Raw genomic sequence first — 20,166 nt, 5'->3', positions numbered from 1 at the left:
TTCAGATTCTATGTGGACCAGTGTTCCTGCGGACTGCGATGACGAGTAGGTTATCATCACCGAGTTTACCGTGGATGATGAAGAGGGTGCCTGCGCCATTCCCGAACTTCCCACTGCAAGGAGGTATCCTCCGGTCATCACGAATTCGCCGTTATAGTCCAGCGGGCCGTTGCCGCTGTTCGTCGGACCGTTGACGATCGTCTTTCCGCCTGTGATATACATATCACCGTTGGAGTCGAGCCCGTCTCCGTCAGCGTCGACGTAGATGTATCCGCCGTTTATGGTCAGGCTTAATCCGTCGACTGCTGCAAACTCGTTCTGGCCCGCTCTTCCGTTGACCGACGATCCGTCGTTTCCGCCCGCGACATTGATTCCGTCGTCGCTTGCGGTGATGCTGATATCTCCGCCGTTTATCGTGATAATCGCACTTTCAAGGCCTTCGTAACTCTTTGTTATCTCCATGTCCGTATCGTTTATCTCAAGAGATGAATCGGCATGGACACCGTCGTCGCCGGACGAGAGAGTGATCGTTCCGCCGTCTATTCTTATTGCATCGTTCGAGTGTATCGAATCGTCGGAGGAATCGATATCGATCGTTCCGCCTGAGATTATCACGCCGGTAACGCCCTTTATTCCCTTGGCGCTGTCCGAGGTGTCGCTGTCGGTGGATGTCGTAGTCGACTGCATTCCCCAGCTGCCCCAGTTTCCGCCACTGTTGCTGCTGGCGTTGGAACTTCCGCCGCCGGACGTTATCGTAATATCTCCACCCGTGATCTCGACTGTGGTCTCAGCCTGGATTCCGTCAGTTCCTGCAGTGATATTTATGGTTCCGCCCTCGATTACGACATAACCCTTCTCTGTGTCTTCGTCGTTTGTGGACTGAATTCCGTCTCCCTCAGCATCTATTGTTATGATTCCGTCCTTAATCGCGACCGAGTCCTTACCTTTGATGCCGTCGTTTACTGCAGTAACGGTGATCGTTCCTGAGACGATCTTCAGGTCGTCCTTGCTCTGGATACCGTTGTTGTAGTTCGCATCCACAATGAGTGTTCCGTCGCCGTTGATCGTGAGATCGTCCTTGCTGAAGATTGCGGCGTTCGGCTCTCCCTCTTCATCGACGATGTAGGATGTTCCGTCGGTGATTTTGTTTGTGGTTCCGTCTTCGAGAGTAATTGTAGTCTTGTCGGCATTCTGAACGTATATCGGTGCACTTGTCAGGCAGGTGATGTCCACCCCGTTTAGTACGAGATGAACCTTGTCGTCGTCTCCCGCATTCACTATGATCTGTCCATCGTCGAGTGTTCCGCTGACTACATATGTCCCTTCGGATGTGATCGTCACCGTGCTCCCGTCGGCTGTTGCACCTGATCCGTCAATCGTAACGGTATCACCGTTCAGGGTGATGATGGTCGAGTCCGACTCTTCCCAGTCAGTCTCGAGATCCGCATTCTTGTATTCTACGGATATTGTGCTGAGTGTCGAGGCTGTTGTTGTAACCGACGCGGAAGAAGCAGCCGCTCCGTTTGTGGCCGCCGCCTGGGTGCCGGAACCGGAATCACCGGTACCTGTGCATCCCGCCGAGGCGAGAATGATCACGGCTGCAATTACCAGTGCCGGTAATATCAGTTTCATCTGTTTCATTTCTTATTTTCCCCCGTGTTCACGGATCTTTTTGAGATTCCTGTTATCATATCTGTCAGAAGATCCGTCGCCACGGTATTGACCGTATATGAGGGTTATATTAATTATAATGTAAAATATACTTTACTATTGGACACCATGTTTTAACATGTGCTATAATTGGAGCGTGCCGGAGATGAAAATTGTATTCTCTGATCCGGCGATTATTCCGGCCGTTATGGGATTTCTTTTATTTCCAAACTGGTTTTGGTGATCAGTCCATTTTCCCCAGGCCGTAATGCGTCTTTAAAAATGCCCAGATCTTTTCCGAACGTACCCATCCTTCATCCAGCATTTTAATCATCCCGTCGATCTCGTTGACCTGATCGGTTATCTCTTTTGCAGATTCCGGGCATTTGAGATCGGCAAGGCCTAAAATGACCGCGAGGGGGTTCCTGATCTGGTCGTTCAGTGTTGCGAGCTGTTCCATATTTTCCTCTATCTGCCTGAGAGAAGCTTTTTCACGCATTTCCGCTTCCTTTTCGGATGTTATATCTCTCACTATGTGGACCCATCCTTTCTGGTCTCCGCCGGAATCATAGAGCGAAGATATCGAATGTTCTGCCGGAAATACCGTGCCGTCTTTTCTTTTCATCATGAATTCAAATCTCGGCACTTCTTTATGTTCGGTAGTGTAGGGGTAGATCTGCCTGTTGAACTGCTCTACGGAATCGTCGTCTACGAGGAGGAAATCGGGTTGTTTGCCCTTCATTTCTTTTATGCTGTATTCGAAAAGTTTTGAAGCGGCTTTATTCGCCTTTCTTATTGCTAAAGGATTGGAGTCAAGGACAAATGCCGCATCCCGGAGTGATTCGAATGTCTGTGAGAACAGTTCCTTTTCTCGTATAAGTTCGTCTTCAGCCCTTCTGGTCTTCAGGATCTCCCACATCAGGTTCCCGAGAGTGGTAAGGGCGTCGGCATCATCTTCGTAATATTGCGTTTTTTTGTTGGCGACGATAATGATTGCAGTGATCTTTCCCGAGTCAAAGATGGGGACTGCAAGGATACGTGAAATTTCAACGTGCCCTTTGGGAAGACCGCGTTTTCCGGGATTATCCTGGGAATATTCATTCACTATAACCGGTGCACGTTTCCTGACGCACTCGGCCCAGATCCCTGCCGATTTGATCGGGAGATGTTTTTGAGTGGCCTGGACTTCACACCTCTTCATTACATCCCTGGACCACTGGTAAACGATCATCTCCGACTCGTCGGCCGTAAGGACTCCTATGAACCCGTACTTGCTTTCGGTCATGGATCTGCTGTTTTCGAGGGCGTGGATCATCAGGTTCTCCTCCGGTCCGCCTGAGATCTGGTAAAGATCAAGAAGCCGTTTTAAACGCTCGAGATGAAGCCTGTTCTTGTCATTTGCTTCTTTCTGTTCGGTTACTTCCCAGACCATTGAGATGATTTGCCCTCTGTTGTCAAGAGGAATGTTTCTCATGTTAATATAGGTGGTCTCCCCGCCCGAACGTGTTACAGGAACCTCGTACCATTGCATTCTTTCGGGATCGCCCGTTTCAAGCTCTGTAAGAATCTTCTCCTTTATTTCTTCCCTGAAGACGGGATCTTCATAGGCGCTTTTCCAGAACGTATCGATACTTTCAAGTGCTTTCTCCGGTATTCTGTGATATTTAAGAAAATTCTGGTTGTAGTATACAAAACTGATCTCAGGTTTAAAAGTGAATACAGCTATGCCGACCGGGATGCTGTCAAGTACGTTTTTTATGTATTCTTCATTGTCCTTTAATTTCTTTTGAGTATCTTCCAGTTCTGTTAAATGCTGCTTCAGTTTCTCTTCGGCCTGTCTTTTTTCGGTTATGTCACTGACTATTGCACCGATCCCTGTTTTTCCCGGGGAGATCTCCATGGGAAATTTCATGCACCTGAGATATCGGTCTCCAATGTTTTCCTCCGTGAATACAGGCTGTCCGGTATCCAACGCCTTCTTTTCTGCTTTATGGCAGATCTCAGCGGTTTTTTTATCCATCAGGTTGAGGTCGGTTATTTTATCCAGTTCGTCCCGGCCGACCCCGAAGAAATCCAGTGCTGCGTCATTGGCGATTATGTACCTGAGATTTTCATCCTTGACGAACATCACGTCGTTGTTTGAATAGAAGAACGACCTGATGATCGATTTTTTCTTCCGTTCTATGACAAGCTGAGTTATCTTTTCGGAAAGCCTGACGTACAGCGTTTCAGGATCGCCGTCTCTCCGGATATAATAATCCGCTCCGCTGTTGAGCATATCGATGACATTGTCCTCGTGTCCCTCCGGGGTGAATATTATGACCGGTGTTTCGTCCCCGCTTTCACGAAGGCGGCTGATAAATGAAGTCCCGTTGCAGCCTGAAGTTATGCATCCTGCAACTATTGCGTCAAATTTTTTCTTTGATAAAATCCTGAAGGCTTCTTTTTCACTTTTACAGGCCTCAACTGAAATGTTCCCGTTTTCCATAAGAACAAGTCTTCCCTTATCCGGTATTGGTGAGGATTGATCGATATGTAATACGGAAATTGTTTCAGTTGTTTTCGTGTTGCTTTTTAATGCTACCATTAGATTTCATCCGGGGATACGTGTGTGGTAAATTTCTAATTGTGTTGAATTTATAAAAATCTGCTTATCGCTGTTATTTGGGGGAGCGGTTGAATTTCGGAAATTTTTGCCTGATCCTTAGTCATCTATATCCGGAATATGAATGCGAAAGTCAATTTAATTGATCCGGCCGGTCACCAGGTATCCTGAGGACAGGTTAATTGAACTTATTGAAATTTTAGGGACGAGATTCATATTTTAAAAAAGGACCGTAACCTGATCGGTCCGAAGGTGCCTTTATGCCGCGAATGTGTATTAACCCGAATCTTATGCCGCTTGATGAAGCGAAAAAAATTATTCTGACGTCTTTTGCCGCCCCTGATAACCGGATCACGGTCCCTGTCCCCGATGCCTGCGGCCGTGTCCTCGCCGGACCTGTCTGTTCGAAGAGAACCAATCCCCCGCTTATACTCGGCGGGCCCGACGGTATTGCGGTCAGGAGCAATGAGACGACGGGTGCCGGAAAGGATAACGGGATCGAGCTCGAGGCCCCGCGGGTGAATACGGGAATGCCGCTTCCCGAAGGTTTCGATGCCGTCATTGCGATCGAGGAGGTGACGAAAGTTGCGGAGAACAGGTACATGATTCATGCTCCTGTTTCGCCATACGAGAATACCATCCCGAAGGGGTCAGATGTGGAAGAAGGAGACCTGATCATGGACGGCGGGCATCTCATAACCCCGCTCGATATCGGTGCACTTCTCAACTGCGGGCTCACCGAAATTCCCGTGAAAAACTGGAAAGTCGGCCTTATCGCGACAGGCGACGAGATAATATCCCCCGATGAGACTCCTGTTCCGGGACAGATCGTGAATACGAATTCGTACATCTTCGGGGCGTACCTGAAGCAGTACGGGGTTGAACCGGTATTGTACCCGATTCTCAGCGACAATCGTGATTTGATCGCACAGGGGATCCATAAGGCTCTCGTCGAGTGCGATATGGTCATGGTCTTCGGTGGCTCTTCCGCCGGCTCGAAGGATTTCACGGTAAATGCCCTGAAAGATTCGGGCGAGCTTCTCATACACGGAGTTGCGATGGGCCCGGGGAAGCCCGCATCAATGGCACGGGTAAACGGTAAACCTGCCTTCGGGATGCCCGGCCCTTCGATCTCCGCCAGGACGGTATTTCATGAACTGGTCCGTCCATTGCTCGTACAGTGGGGCGTTCCAGTGATACCCGATACGATTGTGAGAGGAGTGCTTGCCGCAGATATCCCTTCTATGGGAAAGTTTGACCGGTTCATGATGGTAAAGGTGGAGAAAAAAGACGGAGAGACTTCGATTGTCCCGCTGTCGAGGTCGCCGGGGTATATGATAATGGTAAGAGCGGATGCGATCCTCCATGTGCCCGGAACCTTTGCACTTCACAGCGGAGATGTAGTCAAAGTCCGGATGCTAAGGACGATTCCTTCCCCCTGAATTTTTTTCCCGCCGGATAATCTCTTTATTTATAAGTCTCAAATTTATCATCAGGATAAATAATGAATGAAATTTTTGACGAACATATAATCGAGGCTTCCGGCAGATGCAGGATCGTCGTAAGAAAAGGCGAAGTTGTCGAGGTGGGAGAGGCGTTGATCAAGTCCTGCCCGCTCACGAAAAAATTTTCCTGCCCCGTGTACGATCTCGACAGGGAGTCTGTTAAGGCTAATATCGAATACAGGATAAAGACCTGGGGAATGTGCACGCCGGAACGAAAGGTGATAGAGACTCGTGAATTCGTCGGGTTCGGGGCGTCGGAGATCCTGAGTTTCGGGCTTTCGGCCGGGATGATCGATGCCGTAGTTCTTGCATGCGACGGAGCGGGAACCCTCGTTTCTCCGAATCCTTCGCTCGTGCAGGGTATCGGCGGAAGGATGTCGGGACTCGTAAAGACCGTTCCGTATGAGAAGGTGATCCGCCGGATCGAGGAGGCCGGAGGTATCGTTATCGATAAAGAGAATGCATCGCTCGACCAGATGGCCGGCCTTGCGAAGGCATACGAACTTGGATACGAAAAAGTGGCGGTAACCGTTGCTCTTCCGGCTGAGGCGGAGAAGATCCGCAGACAGTACCCGGATGCGATCATATTCGGCGTTCACGTCACCGGACTTGACAGGGGGGAGGCAGAGACCCTTGTTTCGGTATCCGACTTTGTAACGTCATGTGCGTCGGCAACAATCCACGAGGCCGCAGGAAAGAGGGCTCTCGTTCAAGCCGGAACCGCTATTCCTACATATGCAATGACCCCGGTGGCGAAGGATATAATTCTTGAAAAGGTCCGGTGCGGGGAGGAGCAGATCCTTGTGAAGACGACGAAGCTCCCTGTGATCTCCGGGAACCGGCCCGAGCCTTTGATCTGACGGAAAGCCCAAACAGCTCTTCGCATTTTTTCATCCTCACATACTTTACTATACCTTACTCGGGCAACCCCGGCACCGGCGGCCAGGCCAGCCGGACGGCCCCTGCCCCGGGGCCTTGCCTTAAGATAGTTCCCTCACGGCACGCTCAGGAGACCGGCAAGGGTCTCCCGAGCTGTTGAATTTTGTTTTTTGGGCATATTTTATTCTGTACGTGCCATAAATTTACCGCGTTTTGCCACTCTGGGGATACTCGTCTATCCCCTGAGTGGCCTCTCGCAATGGAGAGGCCCCGAGGTCGGGGCCGATCCGCGAGCCTGCTGTGCGGCTCGCGGCGAGGGGTTGTCATGAGTAGTGAAACTTGCTTTTACATGAAAATCACGTTGCGATTTACATGAAACAGTCCATGAAACCTTTGTTTCCTAAACGTTTTTATACTCACACATATTAGCGAAGAGCCAAAATTTTGCCTGCGGATGAAAGATGTTGTGTTATTTGATCCTAGGCGTCTCCCGGAAATTCTGCGGTTCAAAGCTCCTGATAAATCGTATATACTTAAAATTACCATTCTTTTAGGCAGTCGTCAAAATAGAATTCGCGATCAATATTTTCCGGAGCCTCCCTGTCTATGGAAACCGAAACAGAACTGATAACAGCAGTATTCATAATTCTGGCATGTGCACTTGCCGTCATTTTTGTCGGAAGGCGGTTCAGGCTTCCGATGATCATCGGGTATTTTTTAACCGGAATTATCGTGGGCCCCTCGCTCCTCGGGCTCGTTACCGAAGAGCAGGTCGAGCTGCTTGCCGAGCTCGGCGTAATCTTCCTGATGTTTACAATCGGGCTTGAAATGTCGCTCAAAAATCTCCTGGCGATGTGGAAGAAGATTCTTGTCAGCGGCGGCCTTCAGCTCCTGATTACGGCGGTTGTAGTATGGCTGATAATGACTTATCTCGGTTATTCCACGGCTGTTTCGATCCTTACGGCATTTCTCGTAGCCCCGTCGTCGACTGCCATTATAATGAATCTTTACCAGCAGAAAGGCGAGATCAATACGCCGCACGGCAAGACATCCCTCGGGCTCCTGATATTCCAGGATATCAGCGTAATCCCGATGATGCTTATTATCCCTATCCTTGCCGGAACTTCGGGCGGCAGTATCCCGACAGAGATCCTGAGCCTCATATTTGGATTGATAATTCTTGCTTTGGTTCTTATTGCGGCAATATTTTTCGTCCCCCGCTTATTGATCAGGGTTGCGGCGGTAAGGAGCAACGAGCTTTTCATCATCACGATAGTCGTAATCTGTTTCGGGATCGCCTGGCTGATGTCCCTGAACGGGGTTTCTCTTGCACTCGGTGCATTCCTCGCGGGGATTGCCATATCGGAATCTGAGTACAGCCATGAGGTTGTCGGCCAGATCATGCCCATTCGCGATATCCTGACGAGCTTCTTCTTCGTTTCGATCGGTATGATGGTGAGCCTGTCTTTCCTCGGGTTTCATCTCGTGATGGTTGTCCTGCTTGCTGCGGCGGTAATCGTCGGAAAGAGCCTGATAAATTTCGTGAGCATAAAAGCGACGGGTGCGGATTCGGGTGCTGCTTTTATGTCGGCGGTCGGAATTTCGCAGATCGGTGAATTTTCGTTCATAATCGGATCGACCGGTCTTGCTGCCGGAATAATTACCGATGATTTCTACCAGATATTCCTCGCGATCTCGATCGTTACGATGGCCGTCACCCCGTTCCTCGTCGACTCGGCACCAAGGATGGCCCGGGCTTTTGCCAGGGGGAATCCGGTTCCGAACGGGAACGCTCCTCTTTCATTCGGAGGGGCTGCAGGCACCGCTCCTGAGATAGCGGGTGAAGAGCCGAAGGGGCATGTGATTATAGTCGGATACGGTGTCGTGGGCCAGTATGTCGCAAAGGCATTCAGGAGGATCGGGATGGATTATGTGATCCTGGAGCTGAATCCCGATACGATCCGCGACCAGAGGGAGAGGGGCGAGAAGGTTGTTTATGGCGATGCAAGGCACGAATCGGTTCTTGAATTCGCAGGGATCGGTACTGCTAAGGCAATTATCCTGACAATTCCCGATACGCAGGCTGTAAAGGCTGTAATTACTGCGGTAAGGAGGAAGAACCCCAAAATCGGCATTATCACGCGTTCGAGATTCATCTCCGAGATCGCGGATCTCTACCATCTCGGTGCGGACGAGGTCATCGTGGATGAAAGAGAGGCCGCGATCCAGATCTTCAGGAGGATTCTTGCAAACGAGCAGGTTCCCCAGCAGGAGCTCGACCAGTATGCAAGGCAGATCCGCTGCGAACTTTACGATACTTATTTTGAAAAGCCGGTATTGTCGCACCTGAAATCCGAACCGAAGCCCGGGTTCTTCGAGATATTCGGCCTGAAGATCAGGGAGGCGGAGGAGAGGATGCCGAAGACGAGGAACTCGGTGGAGCAGATTCACGTAGGCAAAAATTCGGATGCCTGCGGGAAAAAACTCTCCGAGCTCCACCTCCGTGCAGATTACGGGGTGACGGTTATTGCCGTCAGGAGGTTGTCGGCCGATGCGGAAGTTAATCCCGACAAGAACACGGTTTTATATGAAGGCGATACTGCGATCGTGATCGGCGAGAGAACTTCGATTAATATGATTATCCCGATGTTTACCGAGAAGGGAGAATAATTTTTTTTGGATTTTAGTATAGTGGATCTAATCGTGATTAGTACTAATCAGGATTAGTACGATTTTGTGCGTTGTTATTTTTCTTCATTATCTTTTCCCATGACGAAAACCAAAGGCCAATTTTTTAACGGACCGGTTAATGCAAATATCATGTTGGTAATAAGATAATTATCGATCTCTATGTCGAAGTATTCAGTCAGGATTGAAAAATTACTGTCAGACGATTCATTTATAATTTCAATGCATGCCAGAGTCAGGATGTTTGAAAGAAATGTATCTACAGATGATCTGGTTGTTTTATTAAAAAACGGAGAGATCATAGAAGAATATTCTGATGATCAGCCCTGCCCTTCTGTACTGATACTTGGATATATTAATAATCAGCCCTATCATTTAGTAGTAGGATTCTGCGAGGATCATCTCAGAATTATTACAGTATATGTGCCGGATGAATATCATTGGATTGAATATAAAATTAGGAGGAAGAGCGAATGATCCCTGAAAGATGTAGTTATTGTAAAGGAAATCTTAAAGAAGGAAAGACCGAATTCATGGTGCGGGTCGGTGAAGAGGTCATAATCATCAGGGATATCCCGGCATACATCTGTGATCAGTGCGGAGAGGTTTTTTTCACTCCGGAGATCTCCAGAAAAATCGATAAGATCATGGAAGATGCTCATAAAGGCAGGATCTGTTGCAAACCCGTTGCGGCAGGCGAAGTTAAACTGGAAGTTTGACCCGGTTGAATCCTTTTTTAATCTCAATGAATATATCGAAGGGTGAAAATGGTCTGCAATCATCCTGTCGCCAGGTGAGTTTAGGGTGATGAGAGAGAAATTCTGCTTTTCTATGGGAGATTGATGCAGGGAAATAACTTTTCAGGAGAGATTCCGTAAACTTTTCCTGAGACCCTGTTACAATTAGATGTATTGAATCGATATGCGCCTTCGCATGTTAATTAAAAAACATTTTTTTAAGAAAAAAATTTATTAAAACATATTAACAATTTACTATGCATGAAGGAAGAATCGAAGATCAGTCCTGAACTCCTGGAGAGGATAAATGCATTCGGGAATGCCATTCTCGAGAGCAGTGAATACCGGGCTTTGATACAATGCAACGAGAGACTGGATAAGGACCAGAATGCACAGGATCTTTTCCGGCAGTACAGGCTGAAGCAGCAGGCATTGCAGTTGACGGGATTCGATCGCACGATTCTTGGTGAGCTGAACGACCTTGAAGCACAGATGAAAAGCAACGAGACCCTGGCAAGCCTCGAAAATTCACAGAAAGAGCTCGTCGGCCTCTTCAAAAGTTCGAACAATCTTATCAGCAGCAAGATTGATCAGCCGTTCGCACAGAAACGCGGGGGATGTTATTGATGTCCGCCGAAGGAAACGAAGTCCTTGCAGAGGCCCAAAGGCTTGCAGATGCCCTGGCGGCTGCAAAGGACGGGATGAGCCTTAACGAATATCTCCTCGTGCTTATCGAGATGAACATGAAGATTGAAGAGATTACAAAGATGGATTACGGGTCGATCTGTGCACCCTACAGCGATTACAATTGCAGTTAGAACAATATTGAACCTCATAGATCCCACCAGGATCTTTCTAAAATCTTTTTTGAAAACCTTTTTTTAAGAATACATTCTATGAAAATCACGTGGTGATTTGCATCAAACGGTACATGAAACCTTCGTTTCATGAACGTATTTACCAAAAATTATCAGCAGGGGAAATTACATGGCAGAAGAATCGAAGATCAGCGACGAGCTTATGGAGAGGATAAACGCATTCGGCAAAGCTATTGTCGAGAGCGAAGAATACCTGAACCTGATCCGGTGCGACGAGGAACTGAATAAAGACCAAATGGCACAGGATCTCCTGCGGGAATACCGGCTGAAGCAGCTGGAGCTCCAGAGGAAAGGATTCGACCGGAAGGTTCTCGGCGAACTGAATGAACTTGAGGCACAGATGAAGAGCAACGAGACACTTTCAAATCTTGAAAATTCGCAGAAGGCACTCGCGGCTCTTTTCAGGAGTTCGAACGAAATGATCAGCGAAAAGATCGGCCAGCCGTTTGCACAGAGATTAGGGGGGTGCCGGTAACATGCCTGCCGGAGATAGCGAAGTTCTTGCAGAGGCGGAGAAGCTCGCCGACGTTTTGAAGGATGCAAAGGAAGAGATGAGTCCCCCCGAGTTTCTCCTGCTGCTTATCGAAGTGAATCTGAGGGTCGAGGAGATAACAAAGATCGATTACGCTTCGGTATGCGTTTCCTCGTGTGGGTGCAGCTATAAGTAGATTATTTGATATACACGGCGTCCTCTTTTATTCCGTCGAAAACTTTTTTTCTTTGCTTTATCCCTGCTTTAAGGATAAGATCCACATTCAGTCCGAGGAGCTTTTCAAGGTCGTCCCTGAGATCGACGACTTCCCATCCGGTTGGCTTGTTAAAATCGACCATTATATCGAGATCGCTGTCTTCGGTCTGCTCTCCTCTTGCATATGATCCGATTATGCCGGGTTCTTTTATATTGCTAATTATTAGGTTCTTCGTTAATCTGTGTGGGTATAAAAGCAAGTCTCACTACTTTTGACAAACCATAACGTCGAGATGCGGTAAATTCCTTGTGTATAAGGAACGGAATATGTCAAAAAACAGCCTGGGGGACCCTTGCCGGTTCCCTGAGCGAACCGTGAGAGGGATATCTTAAGGCAAGGCCCCCGGGTAGGAGCTGTCCGGCAGACCTGGCCGCCGGTGCCGGGGTCGCCTGAGTAAGGTATAGTAAGGTATGTAGGCAATACGGCAATGCCATGGATATAATGAACAAATTTGAAGATAAGAAAATGCAAAGTATTTCCGGATAATTGGTTGCTATCCCTAAATTATTTACCCACATTGAACAGCAAAGAGCCAATTATTATGTTACGCATTTTGAGGATCGGTTAGAGTTAGTAAATAATTTAATATATTTATTGTTCGTATATACGAACAAATGTTCTCTATGGCGAACATATGTTCGGAAAAGTCGGCTATCATTGTCCGCTTTCTTGGAAGAAGATACAACGATTCATTTTACGTAAGGGAGATTGCAAAAGAACTAAATCTCTCTCTCGGTCCTGTAAGCGAGACTTTAAAGGAGCTCGAAAAAGCTGGTCTCCTTATCAGGAAAGAAAGAGGCAGGATTGTCACTTACAGGGCGAATATGGAAAGTCCTGTTTTGCGGGAGATGAAGGTGTTTATTACTCTCCTGGAGTGTGCCGGATTTTTAAAAGAGCTTGAAAAGGCAGCCCTGAGAGTTGTCCTGTTCGGGAGCTGTGCAAGGGGGGACGATACATCCGAAAGCGACATAGATATTTTAATCGATACCGATGATAAGGAAACGGTCGAATCCGTCGTTAATCTCAATGAATATATCGGAGGGAGAAAATTGTCTGCAATCGTCCTTTCGCCCGGTGAATTCAGAGCATTGAGAGAGAAAGACCGGCCTTTCTATGAGAGAGTGATGCAGGGAAAGGAACTTTTCAGGAGAAATGAGGATGAGACCGAGGTTTGAAAGGTGTCTTGAGACCGGGAAGATCGTGAGGATCGGGCGAGACCCGGCTCTTGTTTCCAAAGAGATTATGGAAGCGGAAAGGGACCTGAAGTCCGCGAAGGATTCTAATGGAAGAAATGATTTCAAATGGGCAATTATTCAGGGCTATTATTCGCAGTTCCATTCGATAAGGGCTCTCGTTTTTTCGGAGGGCTACCGGGAAAAGAGCCATTCATGTCTGCTTTACGCTGCCGAGGCCCTGCTTCTGGATGAAGGTATTATCGACAGGGAGGTTGTTGAGGCTTTTTCTCATGCGATGAGAGTTCGTGAAGCTGCTGACTACAGTTCGACTTACGGGGAGGAGGCAGCGGAGGATGTCGTCAGGTCCACTGTGCGGACGTTTGATATTGCAAAAGGACTCCTTTTGAAAGATTAAAAGAGCGGCAGGGATGCCTGTTGATCCTCCCGTGACATATCTTAACGAAGGATTTGATCTCTCAGGAATTTCCGGATTTCAAAAATATTTTTTCAGAGAAGAATATCTTTTATAGCCTTTCTTTCGATCAAATATGATCCCTGCCCTGAATTCGTTGTTTTGGACCTGAATACACTTTTAGAGCATACTTCATTGGAATATGTTTATCCGGAAAACATAATAAAAAACGTTCATGAAACAAAGTTTCATGTACTGTTTCATGTAAATCACAAAGTGATTTGCATGTAAAATCAAATACTAGCTGTGAATTCACAGATCAAATAAATGTGTTCGGCGGGGTCACCATCAAATTCCCGGAATACCGGACATTAATACAATGCGACGGGAGACTGGAGATATGCCCGGCGGATCAGGACTTCGTGCGTTCCCGGGAATTTCATTCCATATAACCGGAGAATGAAAGTCCGTGTCGTGCGATGCAGGGATATTCATAAAAAGGAAAAAAGATAAATGGAACAATTCAGGCGTTATGAGGTAATTGTATGCCAAGATCTAAAAAACAAATGGAACAGCTGAATAAAGCAAAGAAGGCAAAGGCAGAAGAACTCTCAAAACAGGCGGCAGAAGGCAGCGAAGCCGCCAAGAAGAAGCTCAAGAAGCTTGAGAAAAAGATCAAATAGGCCTTCTCTAATTTTTTACTATTTTTATTTGCATGAAAATCACTTTGTGATTCCTGCGAAAACTTACCGCAGAAGTCCGTGAGATTCTCACGCTACAGGATGCTCTCATATATTTCGGACATGACAACGGTAATTTCCGTGGCGTAAATGGGTTCAGCTGGAAGATTTAATAATCATATCTTTGTATTATAACCAATGGTTATTAGATAACCAATAGTTATATTTTAACTTAAGGTTATAATAATTTAAGAGACTGCCTCCGGCAGTCGCAAAGGAGTGAATAAAATGGAAATAGAATCCGTGAAATTAGTTTGTTTTTCGCCTACAGGAACAACGAAGGCGGTTGTCGAAGGAATTGCACGAGGTATGAAACCCGGCAATGTGGAATTGCTGGATATCACCCGGCCGGGTGCAAGAGAACAGCCTTTACAAATCCGGGAGAATGAACTGCTCGTAATCGGGGTTCCGGTTTATATGGGAAGGGTGCCTGCACTATTAACCGGATGGCTGAATGAAATTCAGGCTCAAAATACCCCGGCGGTCTGTGTCGTCGTCTACGGTAACCGCGTATATGAAGACGCACTCCTCGAACTGAAAGAGATCGTGGCTGGATGCGGGTGCAGAACGATCGCCGGTGCAGCATTTATCGGTGAACATTCGTTCTCGGACCCCGGGACACCGACGGCACAGGGACGCCCGGATGAAGATGATCTGCGCAAAGCAGAATTATTCGGGCAGAGGGTACAGGAAAAACTCGACACCGTCCGGTCGGTCGACCAGATCACTGATATAAATATTCCCGGCTGCCATCCTTACCGTGGGGATTCCAAACTGTGGATTGTCGATTTTATTGCGGTGAGCGACGAGTGCGACCAGTGCGGGATTTGTGCGGAGGAATGCCCGGTGGGTGCAATCGACCCGGAGAACTGCAAATCGACAGATATTGAGAAATGTATCACGTGCTGCGCCTGCATCAGGAATTGTCCGAAGGGTGCGAGAACGATGAAACCCGGTCTGGTAAAGGATGCACAGCTTCGTCTCCATACGCTTTACAGCGAGCGAAAGGAGCCCGAATGTTTTATCTGACAATTTTGGGTTGGGTTGTATAATTATGGGAGTCGCCGACAGAAGACAACGGGAAAAGGAACAGCGAAAGAACGAGATCATCGAAGCGGCAGAGCGTCTCTTTTTTTCCCGGAGCTATGAAGATGTATCGATGGAAGATATCGCCCGCGAGGTCGAACTGAACAAGGCCACGATTTATCTGTATTTTAAAAATAAGGAGGCGCTTTTCGCTGCTGTTGTTCTCCGCGGCGTCCGTATCCTTGAGGAGAAATACAGGGAATGCATGGAGAAGGATGTGCCGGGGATTGTCAGGGTTCTCCTGATGGGCCGGGCTTATTACCTGTATTCACAGGAATATCCCGATTACCTGCGGATGATTCATTATTACGGTTCCGAACGTTTTTCCGGGGAAAATCCGTGTACCGCAGAGATTGGGAAAGGATATGGTACTTGCCGGCTGATCCTCCGGGATGCGATCCGCGAGGGCATCGATGACGGGACAATCCGGGCGGACCTCGATCCTTTCCTGGCTTCGATGTACCTTATGACCTCTTTCATGGGTATCCTGTCGATGGAAAACAAGTGGAAGCTGGTCATAGAGGCGGAAGGGTTCAGCTACGAGCAGTTTACCAGTGAATTTTTCAGGTTCATCATTCCTTCGATCTCTTCCGGTAAGATTTCTCCGAATATGGATCTCAGGGATTTTGAATCGTTTGGATTTTCTTTGACCGTGACTGTGGAACCGGGAAAAGAAGAGAAAATAGAATCTTGATTTTTTTATTTCACAAGTATTCTTTGCAGGTCTTCAAGGTCATAGACCAGGTAACCTTCTTCTTTCAGCTTCTCTTTATCACCAACCCTTCCGGCAAAGAGGGCATATTTCCTGGTGTAGTTTTCATCAATATTTACGAGTTCGGATTTTGGTTTCATCCCGCCCAGGATATTTTCTGCATCGGACACTGATTTGTCGCCGTATTTGCATTCTCCAAAGACAACTGTCTTTGCTTTAGCGTCTATAATGATCAGGTCGATCTCTTCTTCCTTGTGCCACCAGCGTCCGGTATCAGCTCCCGGGAAGATGGACGGGGCGATTTCTTTCCGGATTAGTGTTTCAAATTGTGCTTCGAAGTACTGTGAAAGGTTGCAGTCTTCATAACTGAACGTACCGGTTTCAATCTTCCCTTTTTCAGGATAGACGTAGCGATACCAGAAAGCTATCATCCTGTCTTTTATTTTGTACATCGAATACCTGGAGCTTCCTGCGATTGGTGATTCCTTTTCGACGAATCCCAGCCTGATCATTCCGTCAAGATAAGGGTATATTTTTCGCGTTTCAATACCGCAGTGCGAGGCGATTTCGGACGGTTTTGTCTTCTCCTTTGCTATAGACCGTAATATTCCCTGGTAGATCTTCAGCTCCCGGAATTCCTGCGAGAGGAGAAAGTACGGCTCCCTGTAGAAGTAACCGTATGTTCCGAAGAGTTCTTTTTTTGCGAATTCGTCGAATGTGTCGTATTCGGCAGCCTTCTGGAGATATTCCGGGACTCCTCCGACGGTGAAATAAGTCTTTAAGGAATCCTCGAAGGTTTGTTTGAGAAATTCTTTTGAATACCTGAAAGGGAGGTTTGTAAGCAGGATGTCACGTGTTCTTCTCCCGTAGATTGGTGATGCATAAGAGAGTGCGAGATCACCCATCAGGTCGAGTGCCGAGCCGGAGAGGATGATGCACCATTTCGATTCCGCCAGTCCTTTATCCCATGCCTTCTGGAGTGCGTGAAGGATGCTTTTATCGCTCTTTACCAGGTACGGGAATTCATCGATTATCAGGTATGATCGTTTTTTTGGCGGATTTTTCGCCAGATAGGAGAGAAGCTGCGACCATGATTCAATCGTGAGGTCTGCGAGGAGGTTGTCGTTTAAGTAGCGTGCACATTCTTCCTGGAGTTCTTTGATCTGCCTGAGTGGGGGAGCCACCTCGGCGAAAAACATGACTCCCTCCTTTTCTTTTGAAAATTCAGATAGAAGTCTTGTTTTTCCGAGTCTTCGCCTTCCATAGAGGACGATGAGCCTTCCGCCGTTCGATTGCCACTCTTCTTCCAGGACGGCCCGTTCTTCTTCCCTGTCGATGAAAGGACTAATCATGATTAGTACTAATCGCGATTAGTAGTGTTATGTCTGCCGGTGCAAGGGTCATTGGTTTGAGTGAAAAATTAAATTGTGTAGCGATTTTTATATTTATTTGAGTCATTTTTTGCAGTTTACGAATGTTATTTATATTTCTCTGTGATCCTTATCTGTATTGTAGTGTTTAATATGTCATCTAAGCTAAATTCAGATTTTTTTCCGGACGTTTCTTGAGAAAATTCGATTATATTATAATACGAATAAATCCTGTAATCTATCTTGGAAATTGTTCTTATGTAGAAATAATCCCTTTTTATATCAAGTTTTAATAATTCCTTTCCTGTGTAAGGAGATTGGAAAATTATTATTTCTCCTCCAGTTTTTGGACTATTCTTTATTGGAATAATATCTGGAAATTTATCAATTATCTGCTTGTATGTATAGACTAGAGCTTTCTTTGCCTCATCTGATCTACAATAACAATATTTATTTTTTGGATATGAATTGTTTAGAATTGGATCTAATTCCGTCTCAAGAAGAGTATTTAGGCCCTTTTCATATTGAATGGGATTATTACAATGCTCCTCTGAAAACTCCAGAATGTTATTGTCTGAGTATATCCTGAAGCTTTTTCCGCTTTTAATATCTATATAAAAATAATCCTGGGTGACTCTTATTTTAAATATTTCATCATGATCATTTGATAATTCAAATATTATCCGATTTTCATCGCTTTTTGGGCAAATGACACGGTCTTTTATTTCAGGATATTTATTCTTAGTTCGGGTATACACGTAATTTAATAGCTTTTGTCCTTCGTCAGAAGCACAATATTGCAATGCGTCATCTAATTTTAAATTTCTTTTATAATTATCTAACTTTGGGCGTAGAAACGAGTTAAATATATTTTCATGACCTTTTAGAATTTCCTTGAAATAATTTTTTGAATATATCGCTTTTTCAAAAGTTCCTATGGATTTTTGAACTCGATTTGACATTCTTGTATTTTGAAAATCAACAGGATTTGGTTTTAATTCTTCAATTACTTTTATTTCATTATTTTTGCTTTTTTCTAATCTAAGGAGACCTATACCATTTTTTTCTGCTCCCATTTGTAATTCATTATGAGCTTTAAATCCTGGAAATGCGACATAAAAAAATATTTCCCGAAATCCTCTTTTCCATTCCGCACTTGTCACGTATTCATTTTTTATTAATTCCAATTTCTGAAGTGCTTCATTATGAGACGAATTTATATCAACTACATATCCATAAAAATCAAAAAAATTAAAGGAAATATTATCTTCGTTTAACTTGTACTTCAATCCAAGTACATCAATATTTTTACCATTATTTAATTTGAGATCACTGGCATACCCTTTGCAAAATTCATTTTCCTGGCATTCTTTTTCATTTATCAGCCACTCTCCAATTGAATCATAATATATTGTATTATTTGAAGCCATAATTTCATTTTTATTTTAGTAAAGGATATAATTTTCTTAATTTTATAATTTAGAATGTATCACTAGTTTAAATCAAAAAAATGCGAGGGAAGGGATTCGAACCCTCGAACTGCTAACAGACTGGACCCTAAATCCAGCGCCTTTGACCAAGCTCGGCAACCCTCGCCAAAAAATGCAGAATAAAATAGTCACTGGGATTAGATAAAGAATCTCTTTTTTGGAAATAATTTGTCAAAAAATATTCTGGGTGTCAATTACAAACGAATATTAGTAGAATATTTTTTTATGAAATTGTTGGCCGCAATTTGCCTTAGGGTTTCGAAATGTACAAGAATTCTTTTGTCGATCCTCTCGCTCAAAGTATGCACGATGTGAGCTCTGTCTCGTTTTGCGAAAACAAAATAAACTGCTTTAATTAGATCCCTGCCAAACCTCCTGTGATCTGTTATGAAATCGGGGGGAAATTCACCGGAATCTGATAAGTACGGGAGAATAATTTTATTCCTGGGAATCGCTGTCGGAGTCATTATTATAATGTTCACGTTTCCCAGGCTTTTGCTTTTTATAAGCGGCTATTCTCCGCCCGACCTGACCGACGAAGAGAAGGAGCAGCTGAAGACGGACGCCATCAGTTTCTGTGGGACTGTGGATCTTTTTAAGCTGCCTGCCTTTGTAAACGACGGAAATGATATAGTCTTTATAAATAGCAGCCCCCGGGAAGAGAATTCCGGTAGTGGCAGCAGAAGAAATGGCCGGGAGACTGATCTCTGGATGATTGACAGTGCGGGGAACAACCTCACCCGGTTGACGAATATAAAAGACGTCGAGAACTTCGGGTACGATCCTGTCTCAGGAAAGATCGCATTTACCGGCTATGAAAACGGAAGCACCTCCGTATATGTCCTCCCGGATACCAGTTCGCAGCCCGTAAAGCTTCCCGGACCGCTGACGCACATGTACTTCTCTTCCTGGAGTCCCGACGGAACAAAGATCGTGGCCTCCGGGATCAACATGAGCGAGTATAGCAGCTCTACGCATAAGGCCGACGGGGTTAAAGTTCCCGGGGATGGCGGCAAATATTGCAGGTTATACATCATGAACGAAGACGGAAGTAATCCCCGCGAGATAGCACTCTCGTATTTTGTCGGCTGGACCATTATCGCGGAAACATCCTGGAGCCCGGACGGAAATGAGTTCGTCTTCCCTCTTTATACAACTGAAGAATCCGGCCTCGCGATAGCAAACGCAGATACGGGCGAGACCCGGATGATAACAGAATATTATATTCCAAGGAGCGGCTACCCCGGTACCGGGGATTATTATCCTGCATGGAGCCCGGACGGGGATTTGATTGCGTTCGTCAGGGAAGGAGACATCTGGACGATCAGGCCGGACGGAACAGGAGAGCAGGAGATCCTTCCGGACGGCGAAGCCGGAGATATTTCCTGGAACCCGGACGGAACCCGGCTTGCATACCTGAACAGCTCGTATGTGGGAATCATCGACCCCGACGGGAGCAACCTGACCAGAATTGCGAACTACCAGCTCGG

At 46.2% G+C, this 20,166-nt stretch carries 19 protein-coding genes, 1 tRNA gene and 1 pseudogene; 15 read left to right on the top strand and 6 right to left on the bottom strand.

What is annotated here, in order from left to right:
• Together METPAY_RS11140 and METPAY_RS11135 are read right to left on the bottom strand one after the other, a co-directional pair.
• Nucleotides 1-1,632: carbohydrate-binding domain-containing protein (locus METPAY_RS11140; protein ID WP_245611637.1), on the bottom strand; the 1,632-nt coding region annotated here is incomplete at its 3' end.
• Between the two features lie 262 nt (nucleotides 1,633-1,894).
• Entirely contained in the window at nucleotides 1,895-4,237 is a 2,343-nt protein-coding gene (locus METPAY_RS11135) for a PAS domain S-box protein (protein WP_084600844.1), read from the bottom strand.
• Between the two features lie 278 nt (nucleotides 4,238-4,515).
• On the opposite strand from METPAY_RS11135, the gene METPAY_RS11130 reads away from it, so the two are divergent.
• The 9 genes from METPAY_RS11130 to METPAY_RS11090 all read left to right on the top strand — a co-directional run bounded on the left by METPAY_RS11130 (nucleotide 4,516) and on the right by METPAY_RS11090 (nucleotide 11,610).
• Nucleotides 4,516-5,697: a molybdenum cofactor synthesis domain-containing protein gene (locus METPAY_RS11130; RefSeq protein WP_048152580.1), complete on the top strand. Its 1,182-nt coding sequence runs from the start codon at nucleotides 4,516-4,518 to the stop codon at nucleotides 5,695-5,697.
• 62 nt (nucleotides 5,698-5,759) lie between these two features.
• Nucleotides 5,760-6,620 (top strand): methanogenesis marker 8 protein, encoded by an 861-nt coding sequence (locus METPAY_RS11125; protein WP_048152578.1) that lies wholly within the window; start codon nucleotides 5,760-5,762, stop codon nucleotides 6,618-6,620.
• A 625-nt stretch (nucleotides 6,621-7,245) separates the two neighbouring features.
• Nucleotides 7,246-9,309, top strand: coding sequence for a cation:proton antiporter domain-containing protein (locus METPAY_RS11120; RefSeq protein ID WP_048152576.1), 2,064 nt, complete (start codon nucleotides 7,246-7,248; stop codon nucleotides 9,307-9,309).
• Nucleotides 9,310-9,489: 180 nt separating this feature from the next.
• The gene (locus METPAY_RS14765) at nucleotides 9,490-9,804 is read left to right on the top strand and encodes a DUF4258 domain-containing protein (protein WP_084600842.1); all 315 of its coding nucleotides are present in this window, start codon (nucleotides 9,490-9,492) and stop codon (nucleotides 9,802-9,804) included.
• Nucleotides 9,801-10,046, top strand: coding sequence for a type II toxin-antitoxin system MqsA family antitoxin (locus METPAY_RS11110; RefSeq protein WP_048152573.1), 246 nt, complete (start codon nucleotides 9,801-9,803; stop codon nucleotides 10,044-10,046). The genes METPAY_RS14765 and METPAY_RS11110 overlap by 4 nt, the downstream gene beginning before the upstream one ends.
• 279 nt (nucleotides 10,047-10,325) lie before the next feature.
• Nucleotides 10,326-10,691, top strand: a complete 366-nt coding sequence (locus METPAY_RS11105; protein WP_048152571.1) for a YlbF family regulator — start codon at nucleotides 10,326-10,328, stop codon at nucleotides 10,689-10,691.
• A complete protein-coding gene (locus tag METPAY_RS11100) occupies nucleotides 10,691-10,882 on the top strand; it encodes a hypothetical protein (protein ID WP_048152569.1) in 192 nt (63 codons plus the stop codon). Before METPAY_RS11105 ends, METPAY_RS11100 begins: the two co-directional genes overlap by 1 nt.
• A 169-nt stretch (nucleotides 10,883-11,051) precedes the next feature.
• A complete protein-coding gene (locus METPAY_RS11095; RefSeq protein ID WP_048152567.1) occupies nucleotides 11,052-11,417 on the top strand; it encodes a YlbF family regulator in 366 nt (121 codons plus the stop codon).
• A gap of 1 nt (nucleotide 11,418) precedes the next feature.
• The gene (locus METPAY_RS11090) at nucleotides 11,419-11,610 is read left to right on the top strand and encodes a hypothetical protein (protein WP_048152566.1); all 192 of its coding nucleotides are present in this window, start codon (nucleotides 11,419-11,421) and stop codon (nucleotides 11,608-11,610) included.
• A 1-nt stretch (nucleotide 11,611) separates the two neighbouring features.
• Here the strand turns inward: METPAY_RS11090 and METPAY_RS11085 are convergent, their stop codons facing one another.
• A complete protein-coding gene (locus METPAY_RS11085) occupies nucleotides 11,612-11,890 on the bottom strand; it encodes a nucleotidyltransferase family protein (protein WP_048152564.1) in 279 nt (92 codons plus the stop codon).
• Between the two features lie 424 nt (nucleotides 11,891-12,314).
• Here METPAY_RS11085 and METPAY_RS11080 point away from each other — a divergent pair, with 424 nt between their 5' ends.
• The 5 genes from METPAY_RS11080 (at nucleotide 12,315) to METPAY_RS11065 (ending at nucleotide 15,798) form a co-directional block, all read left to right on the top strand.
• Nucleotides 12,315-12,866: an ArsR family transcriptional regulator gene (locus tag METPAY_RS11080; RefSeq protein WP_048152563.1), complete on the top strand. Its 552-nt coding sequence runs from the start codon at nucleotides 12,315-12,317 to the stop codon at nucleotides 12,864-12,866.
• Nucleotides 12,850-13,281: a HEPN domain-containing protein gene (locus METPAY_RS11075; RefSeq protein ID WP_048152561.1), complete on the top strand. Its 432-nt coding sequence runs from the start codon at nucleotides 12,850-12,852 to the stop codon at nucleotides 13,279-13,281. The genes METPAY_RS11080 and METPAY_RS11075 overlap by 17 nt, the downstream gene beginning before the upstream one ends.
• 542 nt (nucleotides 13,282-13,823) lie before the next feature.
• Entirely contained in the window at nucleotides 13,824-13,961 is a 138-nt protein-coding gene (locus METPAY_RS15170) for a hypothetical protein (protein WP_013329123.1), read from the top strand.
• Between the two features lie 285 nt (nucleotides 13,962-14,246).
• Nucleotides 14,247-15,047, top strand: coding sequence for an EFR1 family ferrodoxin (locus tag METPAY_RS11070; RefSeq protein WP_048152560.1), 801 nt, complete (start codon nucleotides 14,247-14,249; stop codon nucleotides 15,045-15,047).
• Between the two features lie 25 nt (nucleotides 15,048-15,072).
• The gene (locus METPAY_RS11065; protein WP_048152558.1) at nucleotides 15,073-15,798 is read left to right on the top strand and encodes a TetR/AcrR family transcriptional regulator; all 726 of its coding nucleotides are present in this window, start codon (nucleotides 15,073-15,075) and stop codon (nucleotides 15,796-15,798) included.
• 5 nt (nucleotides 15,799-15,803) lie between these two features.
• Here METPAY_RS11065 and METPAY_RS11060 read toward each other — a convergent pair whose 3' ends face one another.
• The 3 genes from METPAY_RS11060 to METPAY_RS11050 form a co-directional block, all read right to left on the bottom strand.
• Nucleotides 15,804-17,168 carry an ATP-binding protein gene (locus tag METPAY_RS11060; RefSeq protein WP_048152556.1) on the bottom strand — a complete coding sequence of 455 codons (1,365 nt, stop codon included), beginning with the start codon at nucleotides 17,166-17,168 and terminating at the stop codon, nucleotides 15,804-15,806.
• 125 nt (nucleotides 17,169-17,293) lie between these two features.
• The gene (locus METPAY_RS11055) at nucleotides 17,294-18,616 is read right to left on the bottom strand and encodes a hypothetical protein (protein ID WP_048152555.1); all 1,323 of its coding nucleotides are present in this window, start codon (nucleotides 18,614-18,616) and stop codon (nucleotides 17,294-17,296) included.
• A gap of 81 nt (nucleotides 18,617-18,697) precedes the next feature.
• Nucleotides 18,698-18,782, bottom strand: a tRNA-Leu gene (locus METPAY_RS11050).
• Between the two features lie 281 nt (nucleotides 18,783-19,063).
• Between METPAY_RS11050 and METPAY_RS11045 the strand changes: the two are divergent.
• Nucleotides 19,064-20,166 (top strand): annotated as a pseudogene (locus METPAY_RS11045) (PD40 domain-containing protein); the annotation flags it as partial.

It is taken from the genome of Methanolacinia paynteri (genome assembly GCF_000784355.1).
In the GTDB taxonomy this organism is placed as follows: Archaea; Halobacteriota; Methanomicrobia; order Methanomicrobiales; family Methanomicrobiaceae; genus Methanolacinia; species Methanolacinia paynteri.
The sequence above is the reverse complement of the archived record's forward strand: the minus strand, read 5'-3'. Positions and strand labels throughout refer to the sequence as shown.